The organism is Solibacillus kalamii, from assembly GCF_002174535.1.
Lineage (GTDB): Bacteria > Bacillota > Bacilli > Bacillales_A > Planococcaceae > Solibacillus > Solibacillus silvestris.
This window is the reverse complement of record NZ_NHNT01000003.1, coordinates 41,943-60,891: the sequence shown is the minus strand read 5'-3', so window position 1 is coordinate 60,891 and position 18,949 is coordinate 41,943. Positions and strand designations below refer to the sequence as shown.

At 37.1% G+C, this 18,949-nt stretch carries 20 protein-coding genes; 16 read left to right on the top strand and 4 right to left on the bottom strand.

What is annotated here, in order from left to right; all coding sequences use genetic code 11:
* The first annotated feature begins 68 nt into the window (after positions 1–68).
* Positions 69–1,865 carry a M3 family oligoendopeptidase gene (locus tag CBM15_RS07250; protein WP_087616707.1) on the top strand — a complete coding sequence of 599 codons (1,797 nt, stop codon included), beginning with the start codon at positions 69–71 and terminating at the stop codon, positions 1,863–1,865.
* A 57-nt stretch (positions 1,866–1,922) separates the two neighbouring features.
* On the opposite strand, the gene CBM15_RS07245 is transcribed toward CBM15_RS07250, so the two are convergent.
* The gene (locus CBM15_RS07245) at positions 1,923–2,978 is read right to left on the bottom strand and encodes a nucleoid-associated protein (protein ID WP_087616705.1); all 1,056 of its coding nucleotides are present in this window, start codon (positions 2,976–2,978) and stop codon (positions 1,923–1,925) included.
* 672 nt (positions 2,979–3,650) lie between these two features.
* On the opposite strand from CBM15_RS07245, the gene CBM15_RS07240 reads away from it, so the two are divergent.
* Positions 3,651–4,244, top strand: coding sequence for a YpjP family protein (locus CBM15_RS07240; protein WP_087616703.1), 594 nt, complete (start codon positions 3,651–3,653; stop codon positions 4,242–4,244).
* Between the two features lie 675 nt (positions 4,245–4,919).
* Here CBM15_RS07240 and CBM15_RS07235 read toward each other — a convergent pair.
* On the bottom strand, positions 4,920–5,246 hold the full coding sequence (locus CBM15_RS07235; protein WP_008403624.1) for a DUF378 domain-containing protein: 327 nt from the start codon (positions 5,244–5,246) through the stop codon (positions 4,920–4,922).
* A 435-nt stretch (positions 5,247–5,681) separates the two neighbouring features.
* On the opposite strand from CBM15_RS07235, the gene CBM15_RS07230 reads away from it, so the two are divergent.
* From CBM15_RS07230 to CBM15_RS07220, 3 genes are all read left to right on the top strand, one after another.
* Positions 5,682–5,873, top strand: a complete 192-nt coding sequence (locus CBM15_RS07230; RefSeq protein ID WP_008407303.1) for a hypothetical protein — start codon at positions 5,682–5,684, stop codon at positions 5,871–5,873.
* Positions 5,874–6,108: 235 nt separating this feature from the next.
* Positions 6,109–7,086 (top strand): thymidylate synthase, encoded by a 978-nt coding sequence (locus tag CBM15_RS07225; protein ID WP_087616701.1) that lies wholly within the window; start codon positions 6,109–6,111, stop codon positions 7,084–7,086.
* A 12-nt stretch (positions 7,087–7,098) separates the two neighbouring features.
* Positions 7,099–7,569, top strand: coding sequence for a dihydrofolate reductase (locus CBM15_RS07220; protein ID WP_087616699.1), 471 nt, complete (start codon positions 7,099–7,101; stop codon positions 7,567–7,569).
* A gap of 214 nt (positions 7,570–7,783) precedes the next feature.
* Here the strand turns inward: CBM15_RS07220 and trhA are convergent, their stop codons facing one another.
* Positions 7,784–8,428, bottom strand: a complete 645-nt coding sequence (gene trhA / locus CBM15_RS07215; protein ID WP_087616696.1) for a PAQR family membrane homeostasis protein TrhA — start codon at positions 8,426–8,428, stop codon at positions 7,784–7,786.
* A 197-nt stretch (positions 8,429–8,625) separates the two neighbouring features.
* Here trhA and CBM15_RS07210 point away from each other — a divergent pair, with 197 nt between their 5' ends.
* From CBM15_RS07210 to msrB, 5 genes are all read left to right on the top strand, one after another.
* Positions 8,626–9,471: a DegV family protein gene (locus tag CBM15_RS07210; protein ID WP_014823813.1), complete on the top strand. Its 846-nt coding sequence runs from the start codon at positions 8,626–8,628 to the stop codon at positions 9,469–9,471.
* Between the two features lie 159 nt (positions 9,472–9,630).
* Positions 9,631–10,542 carry a GDSL-type esterase/lipase family protein gene (locus CBM15_RS07205; protein WP_087616694.1) on the top strand — a complete coding sequence of 304 codons (912 nt, stop codon included), beginning with the start codon at positions 9,631–9,633 and terminating at the stop codon, positions 10,540–10,542.
* 4 nt (positions 10,543–10,546) lie between these two features.
* The gene (locus CBM15_RS07200) at positions 10,547–11,119 is read left to right on the top strand and encodes a YpmS family protein (protein WP_087616692.1); all 573 of its coding nucleotides are present in this window, start codon (positions 10,547–10,549) and stop codon (positions 11,117–11,119) included.
* A 17-nt stretch (positions 11,120–11,136) separates the two neighbouring features.
* Positions 11,137–11,664, top strand: a complete 528-nt coding sequence (gene msrA, locus CBM15_RS07195; RefSeq protein ID WP_087616689.1) for a peptide-methionine (S)-S-oxide reductase MsrA — start codon at positions 11,137–11,139, stop codon at positions 11,662–11,664.
* Positions 11,665–12,093 (top strand): peptide-methionine (R)-S-oxide reductase MsrB, encoded by a 429-nt coding sequence (msrB, locus tag CBM15_RS07190; protein ID WP_087616687.1) that lies wholly within the window; start codon positions 11,665–11,667, stop codon positions 12,091–12,093.
* Between the two features lie 54 nt (positions 12,094–12,147).
* Here msrB and CBM15_RS07185 read toward each other — a convergent pair whose 3' ends face one another.
* A complete protein-coding gene (locus CBM15_RS07185; RefSeq protein WP_087617000.1) occupies positions 12,148–13,935 on the bottom strand; it encodes a methyl-accepting chemotaxis protein in 1,788 nt (595 codons plus the stop codon).
* A 93-nt stretch (positions 13,936–14,028) separates the two neighbouring features.
* Between CBM15_RS07185 and CBM15_RS07180 the strand changes: the two genes are divergently transcribed.
* The 6 genes from CBM15_RS07180 to CBM15_RS07155 all read left to right on the top strand — a co-directional run bounded on the left by CBM15_RS07180 (position 14,029) and on the right by CBM15_RS07155 (position 18,932).
* A complete protein-coding gene (locus CBM15_RS07180) occupies positions 14,029–14,253 on the top strand; it encodes a YozE family protein (protein WP_087616685.1) in 225 nt (74 codons plus the stop codon).
* A gap of 190 nt (positions 14,254–14,443) precedes the next feature.
* Entirely contained in the window at positions 14,444–15,151 is a 708-nt protein-coding gene (gene deoD / locus CBM15_RS07175; RefSeq protein WP_087616683.1) for a purine-nucleoside phosphorylase, read from the top strand.
* Positions 15,152–15,307: 156 nt separating this feature from the next.
* Positions 15,308–15,535 carry a YqaE/Pmp3 family membrane protein gene (locus CBM15_RS07170; protein WP_420820143.1) on the top strand — a complete coding sequence of 76 codons (228 nt, stop codon included), beginning with the start codon at positions 15,308–15,310 and terminating at the stop codon, positions 15,533–15,535.
* Between the two features lie 233 nt (positions 15,536–15,768).
* Positions 15,769–16,227 carry an RND transporter gene (locus CBM15_RS07165; protein ID WP_087616681.1) on the top strand — a complete coding sequence of 153 codons (459 nt, stop codon included), beginning with the start codon at positions 15,769–15,771 and terminating at the stop codon, positions 16,225–16,227.
* 189 nt (positions 16,228–16,416) lie between these two features.
* Positions 16,417–17,262, top strand: a complete 846-nt coding sequence (locus CBM15_RS07160; RefSeq protein ID WP_087616678.1) for a DUF6612 family protein — start codon at positions 16,417–16,419, stop codon at positions 17,260–17,262.
* Between the two features lie 167 nt (positions 17,263–17,429).
* Entirely contained in the window at positions 17,430–18,932 is a 1,503-nt protein-coding gene (locus CBM15_RS07155; protein ID WP_087616676.1) for a lmo1851 family serine protease, read from the top strand.
* The last annotated feature ends 17 nt before the right edge of the window (positions 18,933–18,949 follow it).

Here is an 18,949-nt window from a genome sequence, read left to right as displayed (position 1 = left end):
TTCGAGCATTTTAACTAACTTTTTAGTAAAATAAGAATTGAACTACAATTCAGAAAGTGGGTAATGAAATGGTGAATGTAAAATATCCTGAAGTTTGGGATTTGGATGTGTTTTTCCCTGGTGGTAGTGCTTCTCCACAATTAATCGAGCATATTGAAAGTTTGACTCCTAAACTAGAAGTATTAAAAGAGAAAGTTGACAAATTTGAAGTTCCACAAAATAGTGATGCTGCATTAGAAATCCAATCGATATTGGAAAGCATCAAAGAGGTAATGCTGCACATTTCTCAGGCAGGGGCAGTGCTTTCTTGCTTGACTGCACAAGATACAACTGATCGCGAGGCACTATTATTGCAAGGCCAATTATCTGGTATAGCCGCAAATTCATCACCGATTTTAGAAAGTTTTAATCAAAAATTGGGTAAGATCGATCAGGCAACTTTTAAAGCATTATTGGAAACAGCTGAATTAGCTCAATTCGAGTTCATCTTGACGGAATGGCGCGAAAAATCGAAAGAGTCCTTATCTGAAGAAGAAGAAGCGCTAATTTCCGCTTTAGGTGTTGATGGGTACAGTTCTTGGGGCCAGCTTTACAACATGCTGATCGGCGATATTAAAGTGGAAGTTGAAGTGGATGGCGAAAAGAAATTACTTTCTGTTGGACAAGCGAATAATTTAAGTTCTCATAAAGACCGAACTGTCCGTAAAGCGGCATTTGATGCATTGGAAAAAGTGTTTACAGAGCGTGAAGAATTCTTCGCGAAAACATTGAACCATTTAGCTGGTTTCCGATTAGCCGTCTATAAAAAGCGCGGCTGGGACTCGGTAACAAAAGAGCCGCTTCAAATTAACCGTATGAAGCAGGAAACAATCGATGCTATGTGGGGTGCCATTACATCTCGTAAGGCGACATTTGCCGGTTATTTGCAGCATAAAGCAAACCTGTTAGGTACAGAACAATTGGACTGGTTTGACTTTGATGCGCCGGTTACGGATTCAACAGCTACAATGTCTTATCATGATGGTGCCGAATTTATTCTGAAGCATTTCGGACGCTTTGGTTCTGAAATGGAAAGCTTTGCACGCACAGCATTTGAAGATGGCTGGATTGAAGCGGAAGACCGTGACAATAAACGTCCAGGCGGTTTCTGTACAGGAATGCCATTATCTGAGCAATCACGTATTTTCATGACTTACTCGGGTTCGATGTCCAATGTTTCAACATTGGCACATGAATTGGGACATGCTTTCCATACTTATGCACTGCGTCCTGTTCATCCATTGAACCGCCGCTATGCAATGAATGTTGCTGAAACGGCTTCAACGTTTGCTGAAATGATCGTGGCAGATGCAGCGGTCGAAGAAGCAACAACTGAACAAGAAAAGATTGCATTACTGGAAGATAAAATTCAGCGTTCTGTCGCATTCTTTATGAATATCCATGCGCGTTACTTGTTTGAAACTCGATTTTATGAGGAACGCAAAAAAGGGATTGTATCAACGAAACGCTTGAACGAACTTATGGAAGAAGCGCAAATTGAAGCACATGCAGGCGGGTTAGGCGAAACACATCCGCACTTCTGGGCCTCTAAAATGCACTTCTATATTACTGGTGTACCTTTCTATAACTTCCCGTACACGTTCGGTTATTTATTCTCATTAAGCATTTATGCGAAAGCAAAAGAAGAAGGGAAAGGCTTTGAAGAAAAGTATATGGCCTTATTGCGTGATACGGCTGTCATGACAGTTGAAGAGTTGGCGATGAAGCACTTAGGTGAAGACATAACAAAAGAAGATTTCTGGTTAAAAGGAATCGCACTTTGTGAAAAAGATGTTGCGGAGTTTATTGCATTAACATCGAAGTAATATACGAAAAGGGCCGTGTGAAAAATTCACACAGCCCTTTAATGTTTTAAAAAAAGTTTATAGCGGTTTTTTGTGGAGCGTAAATCCAAATGTATCCGCGTCACGTACAGTAATCGTATACGTACCACTCACTTGATCGTGCTTAACATCAATATTGTCCAATCCTTTATCGTAACGGAAGAAGATTTCACCTTCTACTGATTTATAGACAACATGCAAATCATCGCGTTTTACTTCAAAAGTAGGCGTGAAGTCGGGATTGCGGTCGGTGAACTCATTGATAAATAGCTTGGCTCCTTGCTCAACAAAATCTTCCCGATTCTCAGGAGGTGCAATCGCTTCATAAATATTATGCACTGATGCGTCGAGTTCAATATATTTGCCGTGTTCAAATTCCTCGTCAATCGCTCTTTGAAGGTGGGGAGTCTGCTCTTCGTTAAGTGATTCCGCAATTTTCTCATACAATTCCTTCATGAGCATTTTTGTTTTCTTTTTGTCGGATGCGATTGGAGTAGCCTGCAAGAAAGTTTCCATGAAAAACTTCGCCGGTTCGCCATCTGATTGCTTATCCAGTACATAAACATTTTCTTCAAGCGGATCATAGTCCATTCGAATAAGTGCACACTTTTGTACACGGCTTGATACGTCAGGTAAAATATTTTCGATCGTTTTCAAATGTAATGTTTCCAAGTCGATCTGAACAGCATCTTTAGGATCCAGCTTTAACAGCAGAATATAATCTTCGCCAATCAGCTCAATATGCGCGACAAATACCGAACCGTTACTGTTCGATACCGTCTGCATAATTTGATACAGTTTATTTGATAAATCATTGGCCAGTGATAAGAAGTGTGTGTCATCCGGATATTCTACATAACGGTTCATTTTTGTAACAATATCATTGTCACGGTCTAAAAATTTACATGCAACAGATTTAGGACTATTCAATGTAGCATCTATGTATGATTCAAAGAACTGATTATACACTTCAGATTGGAGTGCGGATAAATCCATTGTCTCACTTGCAGATACAAAACGGCTATGCTGCATATCCAGCAGTGTAACAGCCATCCGTTTCATTTGGATTGATAATGTTGTTTCAACTTCATTCATCTATACATAACTCCTTTTAAATTCCGATTTTTCAAGTATAGCGGACATTATGAAAATTTGCACGGGCCCAAATAAATTTTACAAACACGAACATATGTGTTATGATTATTTTTGTGCTATTTTAGATAGTGCTATAAATGAATTGGCATTTCTGCTAGTGTTTTTGAAGATACTTATTCACACTGGCGCAAGCTTCAGGGCTGCAAGGACATAGTAGCAGGTTGGGACTATGTTGCTTAAGTTAGAAGAGATTAGTAGAATTTTACCGCGGTTAAAACTGGAGTTATGCACTCCGAATAAAATAAAAATTCCCCGGAAGATCGGGTTGAGACTTTCATTTATTTATAAATCTATCTATTAAATACTAAAGGGGTCCCCAATAATTGGGGGCCCCTTGTCCAATTTTCCAATTAAAAACCATCCAAATCTTATTGGATGGCACATAAAAAATTATTAGTCCGTGAAGCATAAAGAAGTCATATACCCAAGCATTAGTAATAATCCAAGACCCATAACAATGTCCATTTTTTAGAACCTCCCTTAATATAACCTACAATATCTTCCTTTTTTATTGTACAATGATTACAATAAAGATGAAACTATTTGTTATAATATTCGTATATATTAGTAAGAGCGTTTTAAAATTATACATAATAAAAGTGGGTGATAGACTTGAAGAAATGGATCTACAAATCTCTCGTTGTTTCCGTCGCGTTATTATCGTTTGGTTTAATTACACCAAAGCATGAAATTTGGGCAAATTTTGATGAAGACCGTCTTGATAAATCTGTATTGGATCGTCCAAGCGACAACCATATTTCAGCTGCCTATCAGTTGGATGATATTATCGTTGATGAAAAACCGCTGCCAACGACCGATGACTTTGTGTCAGCTGCAAAAGAACAATCATACATAAAATTTGGCACAAAAGTCGGACCGGTTATTGAACAACAATTTGAAACGAATATTTTCCCGAAAATCGAGGAAGCTATTGCAATGACAGTGGAACGAGTTGGCGATGAAAAACTGCGTAACTTAACGGTTTCCGAAAAACCGAGTGGAGATTATTCAGAAAAAATCTTCCACATTGTTGACGGTCAATCGAAAACAGACGTAATTCGATTTCATGTACGAACAGAGAATCGTCCTTTTGATGGCTATTATTACAATTTCCACTACCATACGTTTGAAGACAACTATTCAAAGCATTATGACCTTGGCGAGATTTACTGGTCGAAAAACACACCGCCTAAGTGGTTATCATAGCAAAAAGCTGCACCCGTCATATATTGCCGGGTGTTTTTTTTGACTTAAAACATTGGAGCATATCTTACAGTAGGGGTTAGCAATCATCTTTTGAAGAGTCAGACGAAGAGGTAGCATCTTACAAAATAATTCACGTACCGATAAATGTAATAGACTTTGTGAATTTTTTATTGCCGTTAAAACGCCTACTTAGTTAGTTTGTCATTGATACTTCTAAGAACTCTTAGTTTTTCTTGCTGTATTTTAAGAATTCTAAGTAAGAACCAAATTACAAATACACATGGTGCTATTTAGAAAAAAATGCTTAAGATCGGTAACGATTACTCTGTTTGACCGAAAAATACACAGCTTAAATGGTAGTCCTAGAAAATTGCAGTCAAATCAAATTGTTGGGATATTCATTTCCATCCATTACCAACAGAAACCAAACGATTAAAAGCTTAAATAAACCGTGATTTGCCAACCTTTAATTTAAGGGGAGTGGTGATCTTGGAAAACAGATTTTTTTAGGTTTATTTAATGGCTTGATCTTAAGTATTATATTATGGATCTCTATATTTGGATGGATAAAGATCATAACGGGTTTATTATAAATTGCAAAAGAATATGCGGAGAGAAGGTAAATGCAAAAGACCAGGTACTCTTTAAAGAGCCTGGTCTTTTGCATTTGTTGAGTTATTTCTCGTTATTGTTGTCTTTATTTTTTTGCTTAGAATATTCTGAGAAATCTGCTTCTTTTCCTGCTTCCATGTTATAGTTCGGTCTGTTGGAAGTTCTTGTATGCGTAACGGTTGCAGTGTCCTCTTCATCAAGGTTTTTCATTAGCAATGGAATACAAGCAAGACCTGCTAGACCAACGAGTGCGTAAATAATTCGTGATAATCCGGCAGTTTGGCCGCCAAATAACGATGCGACTAAATCAAATTTGAAAAAGCCAATAAGTCCCCAGTTAATTGCCCCAATAATTACAAGTACAAGGGCAATTCTATATAATGTTCCCATGTAAAACATCTCCTTTATTTTAGATAAAGAAATTCTTTTGTATGCAAAATACTCATACGAAAGAAATTCAAGTATCTATTTCTGTTCGTATTTTTCCCGGTAACCGTTTGTTTATACTCTTTTTTTGTAAAAGAAAATGTATCAAAATACGAATAAAATTGTCCTTTTGAAAATAAAAATAATTAAAAAAGGAATTAATATCAGGAGAATTAACGTGGGAAATATATAGTTCTGTTTTCGTAATAAATACAGTGAAAGTTATTTATTTAAGGTTGGTAATAGAGTATCCGACAATTAATCATATTATTACTATGCAACAAAAAGGTGTCCCTTTATTTTTTTGATCTGTTTACAAAAAATTTAAAATTTAAAGGTGAATTTTTATGTAACTCGAGGTATAATATTTGTATACTATAGTAAAAAGGAGGACTGCCGATGATAACCGGTCAGTTAGGGCGAGCATTCCAATTAGCGGAAAAACATAAGCTCGACGTAAATACAATTTTAGAGTTAACAAAAATTATTGCGAAAGAAGTAAATGGTACTCAAAAAATTGAGGAAAAAATTTTACTTCAAATGATTCAAATTCTGGAAAACAACAAAACAATTCTTAGGGAGGCAACATAAAAATTGACGCAAACGATTGAGCTATACGATGACTTAGACACATTTGACTAAAGGCGCTACTCAGCAGACGAAAGACGAGTAGCGCCTTTTATTGTACTCTTTTTTATACATATTGTTTTATTTGAATCAGTAAGTATTCTCTAAGTAGGCTTTTCGAGCGATTTTGCAGATTGGCGTGTTTTTCTCAACATAACTCTATATAATATACGAAGAACATTCTTTAGGAGTGAAAACAATGACACATGCAGATCATACATATTTAAATTTATTGCAATATATTTTGGACAACGGTACCGACAAATCTGACCGTACAGGAACAGGGACACGCAGTGTTTTCGGCTATCAGATGCGGTTTAATTTACAAGAAGGCTTTCCGCTCTTAACGACTAAGCGTGTACCATTCAAACTTGTAGCAAGTGAGCTTCTCTGGTTTATAAAAGGGGATACAAATATTCGCTATTTACTGCAGAATAATAACCATATTTGGGACGAATGGGCATTTAAAAAATGGGTAGAATCAGAAGAGTACGGCGGACCTGATATGAGCGATTTTGGACGACGCTCACTTGTTGATGAAGCGTTTAATGTACAGTATCAAACAGAGCTTTCTACATTTTGCGAACGCGTGCTGCATGATGATGAATTTGCTTCAAAATACGGGGATTTGGGTAATGTTTACGGGAAACAATGGCGCAATTGGACAACTTCAGAGGGTGAATCAATCGATCAGTTACAAGATGCAATTGATTTAATTAAACATAATCCGGATTCGCGTCGAATTATCGTGAATGCCTGGAATCCGGAAGATGTAATCGATGCGGGAGGAAAAGGCAGTAAAGCGGCTTTACCACCATGTCACGCGATGTTCCAGTTTTACGTGGCAGACGGTAAATTAAGCTGTATGCTGACACAGCGCAGTGCTGATACATTCCTAGGTGTACCTTTTAATATTGCGAGCTATGCATTGCTGACGCATTTAATTGCCCATGAATGTGGTTTGGAGGTAGGCGAGTTTGTGCACAGTATGGCTGATACACATATTTATTCAAACCACTTTGAACAAGTAAAAGAACAGCTTGCACGTGAACCGAAGCAATTGCCGGCCTTAAAGCTTAATTTAGAAAAGCAATCGATCTTTGATTTTGAAATGGAAGATATTTCGCTGGAAGGCTATCATCCGCATCCGTCAATTAAAGCACCGATTGCGGTATAAAGGGGGATTACGATGATTTCATTAATCGTTGCACATGATGAAAAACGGGTTATTGGCTATCAAAACGATTTGCCGTGGTATTTACCGGGAGACTTGAAATACTTTAAAGAAATGACAATGGGAAAACCGATGATTATGGGCCGTAAAACATATGATTCAATTGGCCGACCGTTACCGGGACGTAGAAATATTGTCATTACAAGAAATAAAGACTTTGCAGCAGAAGGTATTGAAATAGTAGGTAGTCTGGAAGAAGCTTTGGTGCTTGTTGAAGGTGAAGCGGAAGTGATGATCATTGGTGGTGCTCAAATTTTTGAGCAGTCCATGGCCATTGCCGATCGGTTATATATTACATTCATCAACCATAGTTTTAAAGGGGACACTTATTTTCCGTCATACGATAACTGGAAACAAATCTCATGCCTCGACCCAATCGAGTCTGATGAAGGATATACATTCCAGTATTGTATTTATGAAAAATAAATTTATAAAAAAGGACGATGTGACAGAAGTAAAAAATTGATTGGAATGTAGGGCGATTCCTGCAGGAACAGCACGAAGCCTGAGACTACAGGCTCAGGCAGTGCCCGCGGAAAGCGTCCCGGAATGGAAATCAATTTTTAAGCATAGCGAAAAAACGGCACTTTTCTCCATGAGAAAAGTGCCGTTTTTGAATTATGCCCAAAGTACTTTTCTTTTAAATCAAGTAGATATATATACAAGCCACCATACATCCGCAGCCTGCGATAACGAATAAATGCCATATTGCATGATTGTAAGGAAGGCGTGTCCAAGCGTAAAAAATCGCGCCAAATGTAAATAGCAGCCCCCCAATGAGCATTAGCATAAAACCATCAAACGTCAAAAATTCATATAATGGTCGAATGGCGAAAATGATTAGCCACCCCATGAAAATATATAGGACCAACGATAATTTTTCGAATCGATGAATGAACAGACATTTGAACACAACGCCTAGTATTGCAATAAACCAGATAATGCATAGCATGACAATGCCTGTCACGCCCCCGATTGCTATAAGTAAAAACGGGGTATAGGTACCAGCAATCAATATATATATTGAAGAATGGTCCAGTATAGAAAAGAACCGTTTATATTTTTCCGGAACACTATGTAATAATGTCGACATTAGAAACAGCAAAATCAATGAAGAGCCAAAAATAGCGTAGGAAGTTATATGTATCGCAGTGCCGTTTACAGCTGAATGGACAATTAATAGGATGCAAATAGGTATACTGATGGCAAGGCCTATACCATGAGTTATGGCATTCCAAAGTTCTTCTTTCCAGTTTTTATAGTCAAATGCGTCTAAATTGTGCATGTGTCATCACGCTCCTTTATATTAGTATAGTTCCTATCCAAAATATTCGTGATAGATGGATGTCATGATGTTATACTGCTATATGTCATATGTAAATCGTGATAAACGGGGTCATTCTTCAATGACAAATGTCATATTGGTAAACAAATATGATTTCTTTATAATAGTAAGGAAGATAGAAAAAGGATGTGTTTTCTTTGAGTCAAATTCATATCGTAACAGATTCAACTTGCGATTTAACAGACGCGGAAATTCAGGAACATGGAATTCATGTAGTACCACTAACAGTACAAATTGATGAAAAAACGTATACAGATCGCGTAAATTTGCAACCGGATACATTTATTAAATTATTAAAAACAGCAAAAGAACTTCCAAAAAGTTCTCAACCGTCACCTGGTGCATTTAAAGAACTATATGACGAGCTCGGTAAAGATGGATCTAGAATTATATCAATCCATATGACAGGCAGTATGAGCGGTACATATCAGTCAGCGAATCAGGCTTCTCAAATGAGTGATTCTGACGTAACTGTAATTGATTCACGTTATATTGCTTTTGGATTGGCATTCCAGCTTCGTGAAGCAATCCGATTACGTAATGCAGGGGCTACAGTGGAGGAAATTGTTGCCGGAGTGAATCGTGTACGTGAAAACACACGTCTTTTTGTTGCATTGGATACGTTAGAAAATATGGTAAAGGGCGGCCGAATCGGAAAAGGTAAGGCAGTTGTTAGTTCTTTACTGAATATTAAGCCAATTGGTCACTTGGATATTGGGGAAGTGACGATTTGTGCGAAACCACGCAGCTATAAGCAAGTAGTGAAATATTTGATGAGTGAATTTGAAAAGGATACTCAAGGTAAAAAAGTAGCAGGTGTCGGCATCTCACATGCGAATTCAATGGATACTCTAGTGAATCCGCTGATCGAACAAGTAAAAGCAGCAGGCTATACAGGACAAGTGGAAGTTGCCTTTACTTCTCCGGTTATCAGTACACATACGGGTGAAGGTGCAATCGGCTTTATTTATTATACAGAATAGGTAAAAGGTAATTCTAAAGAATTTTAACTTTAGAATTACCTTTTTTGTAAAGCAATAAAAAGTATTTTCTGATATATCACTATTTTTATAGGCATATCATTCCTAAAGATAAGGAAAATATTTTATAATGAAATAACAAAGTAAAAAGGGGGAAGTTGCATGTGGCGGTTATTACTCACATCATTAGCTGTCATTTTCTTGTCCGCATGCTCCGTTACAATTGACCCACAAATAGAAGAAGCACAACAGTCCGACAAGTCATCCGGTGAACAAAATGATTTGTCTATATCAGAAACAGAAGCCGAAAACGAAGAAACAATTAATACGAGCTTTTTTGATATTATCAATGATGTATTTCAACTAGACTGGTCTGATCGTAAGGAAGAAAATGCACAACCGGTTTTTTATTTAGCATTAGGTGATTCGCTAACAAGGGGTGTTGGAGATGAAACCCAAGATTATGGCTATACGATTCGTCTGCAGCAGGAGCTGGAAAAATGGCCGATGGTAGAAGAAGTAGAGCTTGATAATCGCGGTAAAAATGGGAGACGCAGTAATCAACTATTGAATTTACTTAAGCATGGCCATTATGATGAAGAGCTGGAAAAAGCAAATTTGGTAACGATTACGCTCGGCGGTAATGATGTGATGAAAATTGTAAAAAAGAATTTGTTTTCAATGAAAAAGTCTATGTTTGATAAGGAATTACCAAAATTCGCTAAACGTTACGAGCAGGTTATTGCAGAAATTCGTAAAGTAAATCCTGAGGTACCGATTATATTAGTTGGGTTCTATAATCCTTTTTCGATCGTAGTAGATGAGATTACACCTTTCGATCCGATTATATCGGAGTGGAATGATGAAATTGAAAAGCTTGCTGCAACAGATGAAAATGCATGTTTTGTCTCTGTAGAGGATTTATTTGTATCAAATGAGGATATGGTATATCATGTAGACTTCTTTCATCCGAATAGCACGGGATATGATCGTATGACAAAACGCATCATTGAATCAATGCAACAATGTGATATTGAGCAGATGTCAGACGGTTTATTAGGATTTGAGGAGTGAGAAGATGAACAAATGGAAAATCGCATTTTTATTATTGGCTGGAGCAGTACTCATTTCATTCGCCACATTGCTCTACTTTATAACTGCTGATGTAGAACAAGCAACAGAACAGCCGCCACTCCCAATTGAGGGTAATATATTGACTGTGGAAACGACAGCTAAAGAATTCGAAGCAATCGCAAAACAATATTTATCGGAAGCTATGAACCAGTCACCGGTTCCGGTAGAGCTGACAGTGGACGATAAAATTTATTTATACAGTACATTAACTGTCTTTAATATCGATTTGCCGATTCAGATGGACTTCATTCCTGTTGTTAATAACGGGAATATCACTCTGAGTCAAGAAGCTGTCCACGTCGGCAAGGTAAATATCCCTCCGAAAACCGTTCTGAAAATGATTGATGATGCGGTTAATTTTCCTAATTGGATTACGGTGAAGCCAAACGACGAAGAAATTTATGTGGACCTGTCACGAATCAATATCGCAAGTGGTTCCCGGGTGCGCGCGAAGGAAATCGATTTAGCGAATGATAAAATAGAATTGGAAGTAGTTATTCCAAACCAAACGAAGTAAAACAGGAGGTAATTTTAATGGCGTATGAAAAAGCAACATTTGCAGGGGGCTGCTTTTGGTGTATGGTAAAGCCGTTTGATCAACAGCCCGGTATTATAGAAGTCATTTCCGGTTACACTGGCGGGCATGTTGAAAACCCGACATACGAGCAAGTATGCAGTGAAACAACAGGCCATCTTGAGGCAGTCCAAATTACGTTTGATCCGGAAATTTATCCGTATGAAAAACTGGTTGAACTTTATTGGACACTGATCGATCCTACAGATGCGGGCGGTCAATTTTATGATCGAGGCGAATCATACACAACGGCGATTTTTTACCATGATGATGTACAAAAGCAGATTGCCGAATTATCCAAGTCAAAACTGGATGCTAGCGGAAAATTCAAATCACCAATTGCCGTTAAAATTCTGGAAGCAAAGCCATTTTACGCAGCAGAAGATTATCATCAGCACTACTTTAAGAAGAACCCGGCACATTATGAACGCTATTCGGTTGGTTCTGGACGTGCAGGATTTATTGAAAAACACTGGGGGTCGAAATAAATGAATAAAGAACAACGATTAAAAGAGTTAACAGAGATGCAGTATCATGTTACACAAAATCAAGGTACGGAACCACCATTCCGTAATGAATACAATGACGTGTTTGAAGATGGTATCTATGTGGATATTGTATCAGGAAAGCCGCTTTTCAGCTCGAAAGACAAATATGATGCTGGCTGTGGCTGGCCATCATTTTCAAAGCCGATTGAACAAGTTGAAGTTACCGAGCATTTTGATACATCACACGGTATGCGTCGTGTGGAAGTACGCAGTAAAACAGCTGATTCACATTTAGGGCACGTATTCCCGGATGGTCCGCAACAATTGGGCGGATTGCGTTATTGCATCAACTCAGCAGCATTGCGCTTTATTCCGGTTGAAGACCTTGAAAAAGAAGGCTACGGTGAATATAAATCATTGTTTGAATAAAAGCAACTCGCTTATGGAATTTCATAAGCGAGTTGTATTTTTTTAATTTATCAATTAGATTTTGAATTCATTGACAACGCTTCGCAGCTGATCCGCTTGAGCAGCTAGTTCAACGGCGGATGCATTGATTTCTTCCATGGAAGCGGAACCTTTAGATGCGGCAGCTGCACTGCGTTCTGTATTGACAGCAGTATTATCCGCAATAGCGGCAACATGTACAAATGAAGTTGTCACACCATGGCTATTATTTAATGTTTGTTCGATTTGAGCAACCATCTGTGTTAAGATATCAGAAGTTTTGTCTGTTTGCATTAATATATTTTGTAAAGAACCGGTCGTCTCATTTGTCACTTCCACTCCACGAATTACTTTTTGAACACCCGTGTGGTTTTGTTCGATAATCGACTTCACCTCTGTTTGAATCGAACCTACAATTGCCGATACTTCCTTTGCAGCCTTTTGGGATTGTTCGGCAAGTTTTCGAACTTCCGCTGCAACAACTGCAAATCCTCGTCCATGTTCACCGGCCCGTGCAGCCTCAATCGCCGCATTTAATGCAAGTAAATTTGTTTGTTCAGAAATCGCTGTAATTGTACTTATAATAGAGGTGATATCTTTCGATTTTTCCCCCAATTTTTCCACCGTATCCGAGGTCGATGCCATTGTTTCTTCGATTTCGAGCATGACGGTTGATGAATGGGTGACCGATTTGCTTCCTTGATACGCGGCTTCTTTCATTTCATAGGCAGCCTGCTGAACCTCTCGTGCTTTTTCGTCTAATACGTGCATCGATTGTTCCAATTTTTGCATTTCATTGCCGGCACTTCCAATACTGTTTAGAATGTCGCTGCTGTCGCTCGCGATTTTCATCGTAGAATCAGCAATGAAATCAATTGTTCGAGCATTTTCATCTGCGAGTGCCATTAATTCCTGTGAACTCCCGGATACATTCTCAGCAAGGTTTGAAACCCGTTTAACCAATGTCGAAATTGATTCGATTAGAATATTCGTAGAATTTCCGATAATTGAAAATTCATCCTTTGTTTTAACATTTACGCGACGTGTTAAGTCACCGCCAGCCTGTGCAATTTCCAGAATCGATTCATTGATCTTTTTCGTATTTCTTCGAATCGATTTAGATAATATATAGCCTAATGAAATGGTTAAAATTACAGCAAAACCTGATAAGGCAAAAATTGATATTTTAGAGGCGGAAGCAAATTGTTCCAATTCCGAAATTGTTTTTTCGTTACGCTGTTCGAGTATTTGTATCAGTTTCCCTGTGTTTTCATCAATATATCCTTTAAAATTTTGGCTTCCGCTATTCGCAAAAAGTTTAGCGGCATTTTCAAAGCCATATTTTTGACGGATTTCTATTGTCGATTTAGAAAAGGATAAATAATTGGTGTAAAACTGTTGTATTAAGCCTAAGATTTTCAGTTCTTCGTCCTGATTTTTAAATGAAGTTTCAATAGAAGTTAAGTTTGTATGTATTCGTTCCTTCGACTCTTCATATAATTGAAGAAATTTTTCATCGCCTGTAATTAAGTAAGTTTGCTCATGGCTTGATAGCTTTGCAATATCGGAAGCTAAATTATTAATATGCATCTGCTGTTTTAAATTTTCTGCAGCAAATTCTCGCAAGTTTTTTTCCAAGTTTGTTATATTGATATACGATAAAATTTGCATAGAAATAATAATTGCCATTAAAATAGTGAAAGCAATTAAAATTTTCCCTCGTATGAGATGAAAGAAGTGAAATAGGGCTTTCGGTTTACTAGGGTTTTTCCTTAGTTTTTCTTTAATAGGTTTAGTTTTATTGTTATTTCGCAAATAATTCACCACTTTCTGAAAATTCTATATTTAACTATTTTACTACATGTATGGTAAATTTTCACTATATATTGAGAAAAAATGTATAAAGGAGGGGAAATTTTGAAAAAATCTTTTTATCATTTTGCACTAACATATAGAGGGGGAGAATGGTCGGATGAAAAGGTGCGTTTTGCTGAAAGCATGTTTCTGGATCACGCCTTTCCTAAAATGTCCGATAGCTTTGAAGAACTTACGAATTATATTGAATTTCAATCCGACGAATATTTGACTATCGGTGCTTTTGATCAATTATGGGATTTATATGAAAATAAATTTTCGATATAAGTGATGTTTTGCATGTAATACGCCAGATGGGGTATAGTGAAATTATGATGCATCATAGTAAAAAATTCGTTATTTTGTCCAAATATTGTTTTGTATGCAAATTTTTTTGTGAAGCAAGACGTCTAACGATTGAATGTTTATACGAAAACGTTTACAATTTAGAAGAATTATGATGAAAAGAGGTTTTTTGATGAGCGTTCATATTAATGCCAAAAAAGGCGAAATTGCAGAAATTGTACTATTACCAGGAGATCCATTACGTGCAAAATATATTGCCGAAACATTTTTAGAAGATGTTGTACAATACAACGAAGTACGTAATATTCTTGGCTACACAGGTACGTATAAAGGAAAACGCATTTCTGTACAAGGGACAGGCATGGGTGTACCATCGATTTCAATTTACGCGACTGAATTAATTCAAGAATACGGTGTACAAAAATTAATCCGTGTAGGTACTTGTGGTGCAATTCAAAAAGACGTGAAAGTACGTGACGTTATTATTGCACAAACATCATCTACAGACTCAAACATGAATCGAGTTGTGTTCGGCGGAACTATCGATTATGCACCAACTGCAGACTTTGATTTATTACTAAAAGCATATAATGCAGCAAAAGAAGCGAATTTAAACGTACGTGTAGGGAATATCTTCACGGCAGATATGTTCTATTCTGATGAAGCACAAAACGAAAAATTAGCACAATATGGCGTATTAGCTGTTGAAATGGAAACTTCAGCACTATACACATTAGCAGCGAAATTCGGTCGTCAGGCTTTAACAGTTTTAACTGTATCTGACCACATCCTAACTGGTGAAGTAACAACTTCAGAAGAACGTCAAACTACGTTCAATGACATGATGGTTATTGCGTTGGAAGCGGCAATCCAGGATTAAAATAACAACGTATTGTAAGTTAATTTATAACGTTAAGTGCCTAACAGGTTATAACTTGTTAGGCACTTTTTCTATATAAAGGTAATTGAAAAGCACCGTACATCATTTCAGTAAAGGAAAATGATTATAATACTGGACAAATTAATGGGTAGACTAATGCTAAAAGTAAACATTATTAAGCAGGTGCTCATCATGATGTATTTATTAGCTATTTTCTTTCCACCGTTAGCTGTATTAATTTGCGGTAAACCAATACAAGCATTAATCAACTTTTTTCTATGTTTTTTAATATGGATTCCGGCAGTTATACATGCAATTTTGGTAGTTCGTGATCATAAAGCAGATAAAAGAATGGAACGCCAGATTAAATTGTTGAGGAAATAGACGAATGTAGATGTACACGAAATAATGAATTATTCTTGCACATCACAATTGTGGTGTGTTTTTTTATGTATACCTATAAAGCACATTAGTACTTAACGAATGGCGTATAAAAATTCCAAAAAATTTTCTTAGCGAATCTTTGGCATATGGAATTTGTGTTGTGGGCAAACTGAGATACCGACAATTTTAAAGCACATAAGATGACGGCCAAAAAAGTAAAAAGGAGTGAGGGGATGAGTCAGGAAGTAGCAAAGAAATTTATTGATCGAATCTCAAGCACAGTGGATCCGTTAGCGAATATTGTCACGGTTAGTCTGTTTTGTGAAAATGCCATTAACCATTTGATTCAGGAAAAGCTGCCGAAAGTACGAAGCTTCAAGGATCAGTCAACTTATATCCCGATGGCGAGTTCTAATTACAGCACTAAAGTATATGCTGTTTATGCATTAGGCTTAATCGAACAAAAATTGTTCGAAAACTTATGGTTGCTGAATTATTGGCGCAACAAAGCCGCACATAACATTAGTGTGGATATTAGAGCTTTGCCGATGAACTTTCACATTTTTGATAACAACCTCAAAATCGAAAAAGACATGAATGAAAACGAAATTGTCATCGGCATTGCCCTTTGCACTTACAAAGAATTGCATGTGTTCTTAAATGAACAATACGGTATTAAGTTAAATTGGTGAAGAATAAAAAGTGTCTATGCCTGTAGACACTTTTTATTTTATCCGTCATTCCTTAAAAAATGCACTCTATCCATACAATATTTTCAATTCATAATAAAATTCATTTAATCTTATTTCCAAATTAAAGATATTAATAAACCAAATTAGGGTATGGATAGGAGAAGTTTATCTAGGAAGGGTTGAAATCATTTGAAAAAACAATACGTATTCGCGATGTCTACATTATCGATTGCACTAGTTGCAGGCTGCGGAGATACAGCAGAACCGGTTGAAGGTACAGATAGCGAAGCCAATTTAACATTACAGCAAGTATATGAGAATGCCATGCAGCGCCAGCAAAATTTGAAAAGTGTTCATGCTGAAACAACGATGGATCAGGTGACGAGCTTCGTTATGGAAGGTCAAACGATGGAAATTACAAGCAATTCAAACTTGGCAATGGATATACAGCAAAAACCGATGGCGATGTATTCAAAAGGAACCGTTAAGATGGATATGGGCGATGAAAAAATGGATATGCCGATAGAAATGTATATGACCGAAGAAGACGGCTTTTACATGTTGAACGGCGATACGAATGAATGGCTGAAAATGCCGGATGAGCAGTATGAACAATTAATAGCGCAAACCGGTGCCCAGGCAGATGCATCAGAACAACTTGAACAGCTTGAGCAATTTATCGATGATTTCAGCTTTGAACAGGACGATGAGAATTATTTGTTAACACTGAACATTGAAGGGGATGAGTTCAAACAGTTCATAGTTTCACAAATGGGGGCAAGCTTAGGTGAATCAATGGAGGTTAATGGTGAAATTCTTGAGAACATGACCTTTGAAGATTCACAATATAATATTGTCGTTGCAAAAGATACATTTGATATAAAAGAAATGGATATGGACCTCAAGATTGTCACAAATATCGAAGGCCAGGAAACAACGATTGAAAATGATGCGAACATTGTCTATTCGAAATTTGATGAAGTAAAAGAGATCAATATACCAAATGAAGTTATAAATGAAGCTAAAACAGAATAATAAATCAAGCAGCGATGCCGCGTTATGGCGAAAATCGCTGCTTTTTTCTATTAAATATGAAACGAAATAAAAAAATTAACGTCTATCCTTTTCTAGTCGCTTGTAAACTGATATTATTGGTATAGTGTGACATCAGACAGTGTAAAAATGAGAGTGGTGAAATTGAAATGGATGAACAAAAAAGAGATGAGGATCAAAACGGTTTAAACGAAGAGCAAATTACTAAACCGGCAGGAAAATATTTACGCATGAAACCATTTGCATTCATAATGGTCATTTTCCTGACAATTTTATGTACAGCCGGTTTAACAATTTTTGCGTTAACATTCGGTGAAAACAAAGTTGTAGAAGTTAAAGAACCGGTGGAACGGGCGGAATTCAAAAAACTATATGATGCGTATGATGCACTTCAGCAAAAATATTATGAAGACATAAATGAAGAAGAAGTGGTATATGGTGCAATCAACGGGATGTTTGATGCATTGGGAGACCCTTATTCTGATTATATGAATAAAGATGAGGCTAGTTCATTTAATGAAAGCCTGTCTTCTAGTTTTCAAGGAATTGGTGCGGAAATCCAAGAACGAAATGGTTATATAATGATTGTTTCCCCAATTAAAAATACGCCTGCCGAAAAAGCCGGTTTACAACCGAAAGATATGGTATTGGCGGTTGACGGGAAAAGCGTCAAAGGCATGAGCTCTACAGAAGCTGTGTTGCTGATTCGTGGTGAAAAAGGTTCTGAAGTCACTTTGACAATTCAACGCGGAGATGCTGAGAGCTTTGATATGACGATCGTGCGTGATGATATCCCGGTAGAAACGGTGTATGGCGATATTGATGAAGAAGGTATTGCACACTTCCAAATCACTTCTTTCAGTGAAAACACAGCAGTAGAACTGGAAAAGTTGCTAATTGAATATGAAAAACAAGGTATGAAAGGGATTGTTTTAGATGTTCGTCAAAATCCAGGCGGCTATTTAAAGGCGGCAATCGACATTTCAAACTTGTTTGTTGAGGAAGGAAAAACAATCGTTCAAATTCAAGAACGAGATGCAGCACCTCAAATTGTGACTGCGGATAATCGTTCTAAGTATAATCTTCCGGTAACGGTATTAATCGATGAAGGAAGTGCTTCTGCATCTGAAATTTTAGCAGGTGCACTAAAAGAATCTGCAGGTGCCCAAATTGTAGGATTGAATTCCTTTGGTAAAGGGACAATGCAGGAAATCATTTATATGGAAGACGGGGCAAACTTAAAATTCACAACAGGTAAATGGTTAACTCCAGACGGCAATTGGGTGAATGAAAAAGGTATTGCACCAGATGTAAAAGTTGACTACCCGGATTATGCTTCTTTACCTTATATCGATCCGAACCAGCAATATGAAAAAGCAGCAAATCATGCTTCCATCAAAACAGCTGAACGTATCCTGGAAGTATTGGGATATGAGCCAGGTAAAGTTGATACACAATTTGATGGAGCAACTGAAGCTGCATTAAAAGCATATCAGCAAGATAATAAATTAGAAGTTACGGGTATTTTAACAGGTGATACAACATATGCCTTAATGGATGCAATTAGCGAAAAGCTAAAAACAGAAGATCCTCAAATCTTAAAAGCGAAAGAATTATTGGATATTAAACCTGAAGAAACGACAAACGAATAAAAAAAAGCGGGCTGGTA

Excerpts from the sequence above, each read along its gene's own strand:
- CBM15_RS07250 (WP_087616707.1), top strand. The coding sequence starts at position 69 with ATGGTGAATGTAAAATATCCTGAAGTTTGGGATTTGGATGTGTTTTTC.
- CBM15_RS07245 (WP_087616705.1), bottom strand. The coding sequence starts at position 2,978 with ATGAATGAAGTTGAAACAACATTATCAATCCAAATGAAACGGATGGCT.
- CBM15_RS07235 (WP_008403624.1), bottom strand. The coding sequence starts at position 5,246 with ATGGGAACATTATATAGAATTGCCCTTGTACTTGTAATTATTGGGGCA.
- CBM15_RS07230 (WP_008407303.1), top strand. The coding sequence starts at position 5,682 with ATGATAACCGGTCAGTTAGGGCGAGCATTCCAATTAGCGGAAAAACAT.
- CBM15_RS07225 (WP_087616701.1), top strand. The coding sequence starts at position 6,109 with ATGACACATGCAGATCATACATATTTAAATTTATTGCAATATATTTTG.
- CBM15_RS07220 (WP_087616699.1), top strand. The coding sequence starts at position 7,099 with ATGATTTCATTAATCGTTGCACATGATGAAAAACGGGTTATTGGCTAT.
- trhA (WP_087616696.1), bottom strand. The coding sequence starts at position 8,428 with ATGCACAATTTAGACGCATTTGACTATAAAAACTGGAAAGAAGAACTT.
- CBM15_RS07205 (WP_087616694.1), top strand. The coding sequence starts at position 9,631 with ATGTGGCGGTTATTACTCACATCATTAGCTGTCATTTTCTTGTCCGCA.
- CBM15_RS07200 (WP_087616692.1), top strand. The coding sequence starts at position 10,547 with ATGAACAAATGGAAAATCGCATTTTTATTATTGGCTGGAGCAGTACTC.
- msrA (WP_087616689.1), top strand. The coding sequence starts at position 11,137 with ATGGCGTATGAAAAAGCAACATTTGCAGGGGGCTGCTTTTGGTGTATG.
- msrB (WP_087616687.1), top strand. The coding sequence starts at position 11,665 with ATGAATAAAGAACAACGATTAAAAGAGTTAACAGAGATGCAGTATCAT.
- deoD (WP_087616683.1), top strand. The coding sequence starts at position 14,444 with ATGAGCGTTCATATTAATGCCAAAAAAGGCGAAATTGCAGAAATTGTA.
- CBM15_RS07170 (WP_420820143.1), top strand. The coding sequence starts at position 15,308 with ATGCTAAAAGTAAACATTATTAAGCAGGTGCTCATCATGATGTATTTA.
- CBM15_RS07165 (WP_087616681.1), top strand. The coding sequence starts at position 15,769 with ATGAGTCAGGAAGTAGCAAAGAAATTTATTGATCGAATCTCAAGCACA.
- CBM15_RS07155 (WP_087616676.1), top strand. The coding sequence starts at position 17,430 with ATGGATGAACAAAAAAGAGATGAGGATCAAAACGGTTTAAACGAAGAG.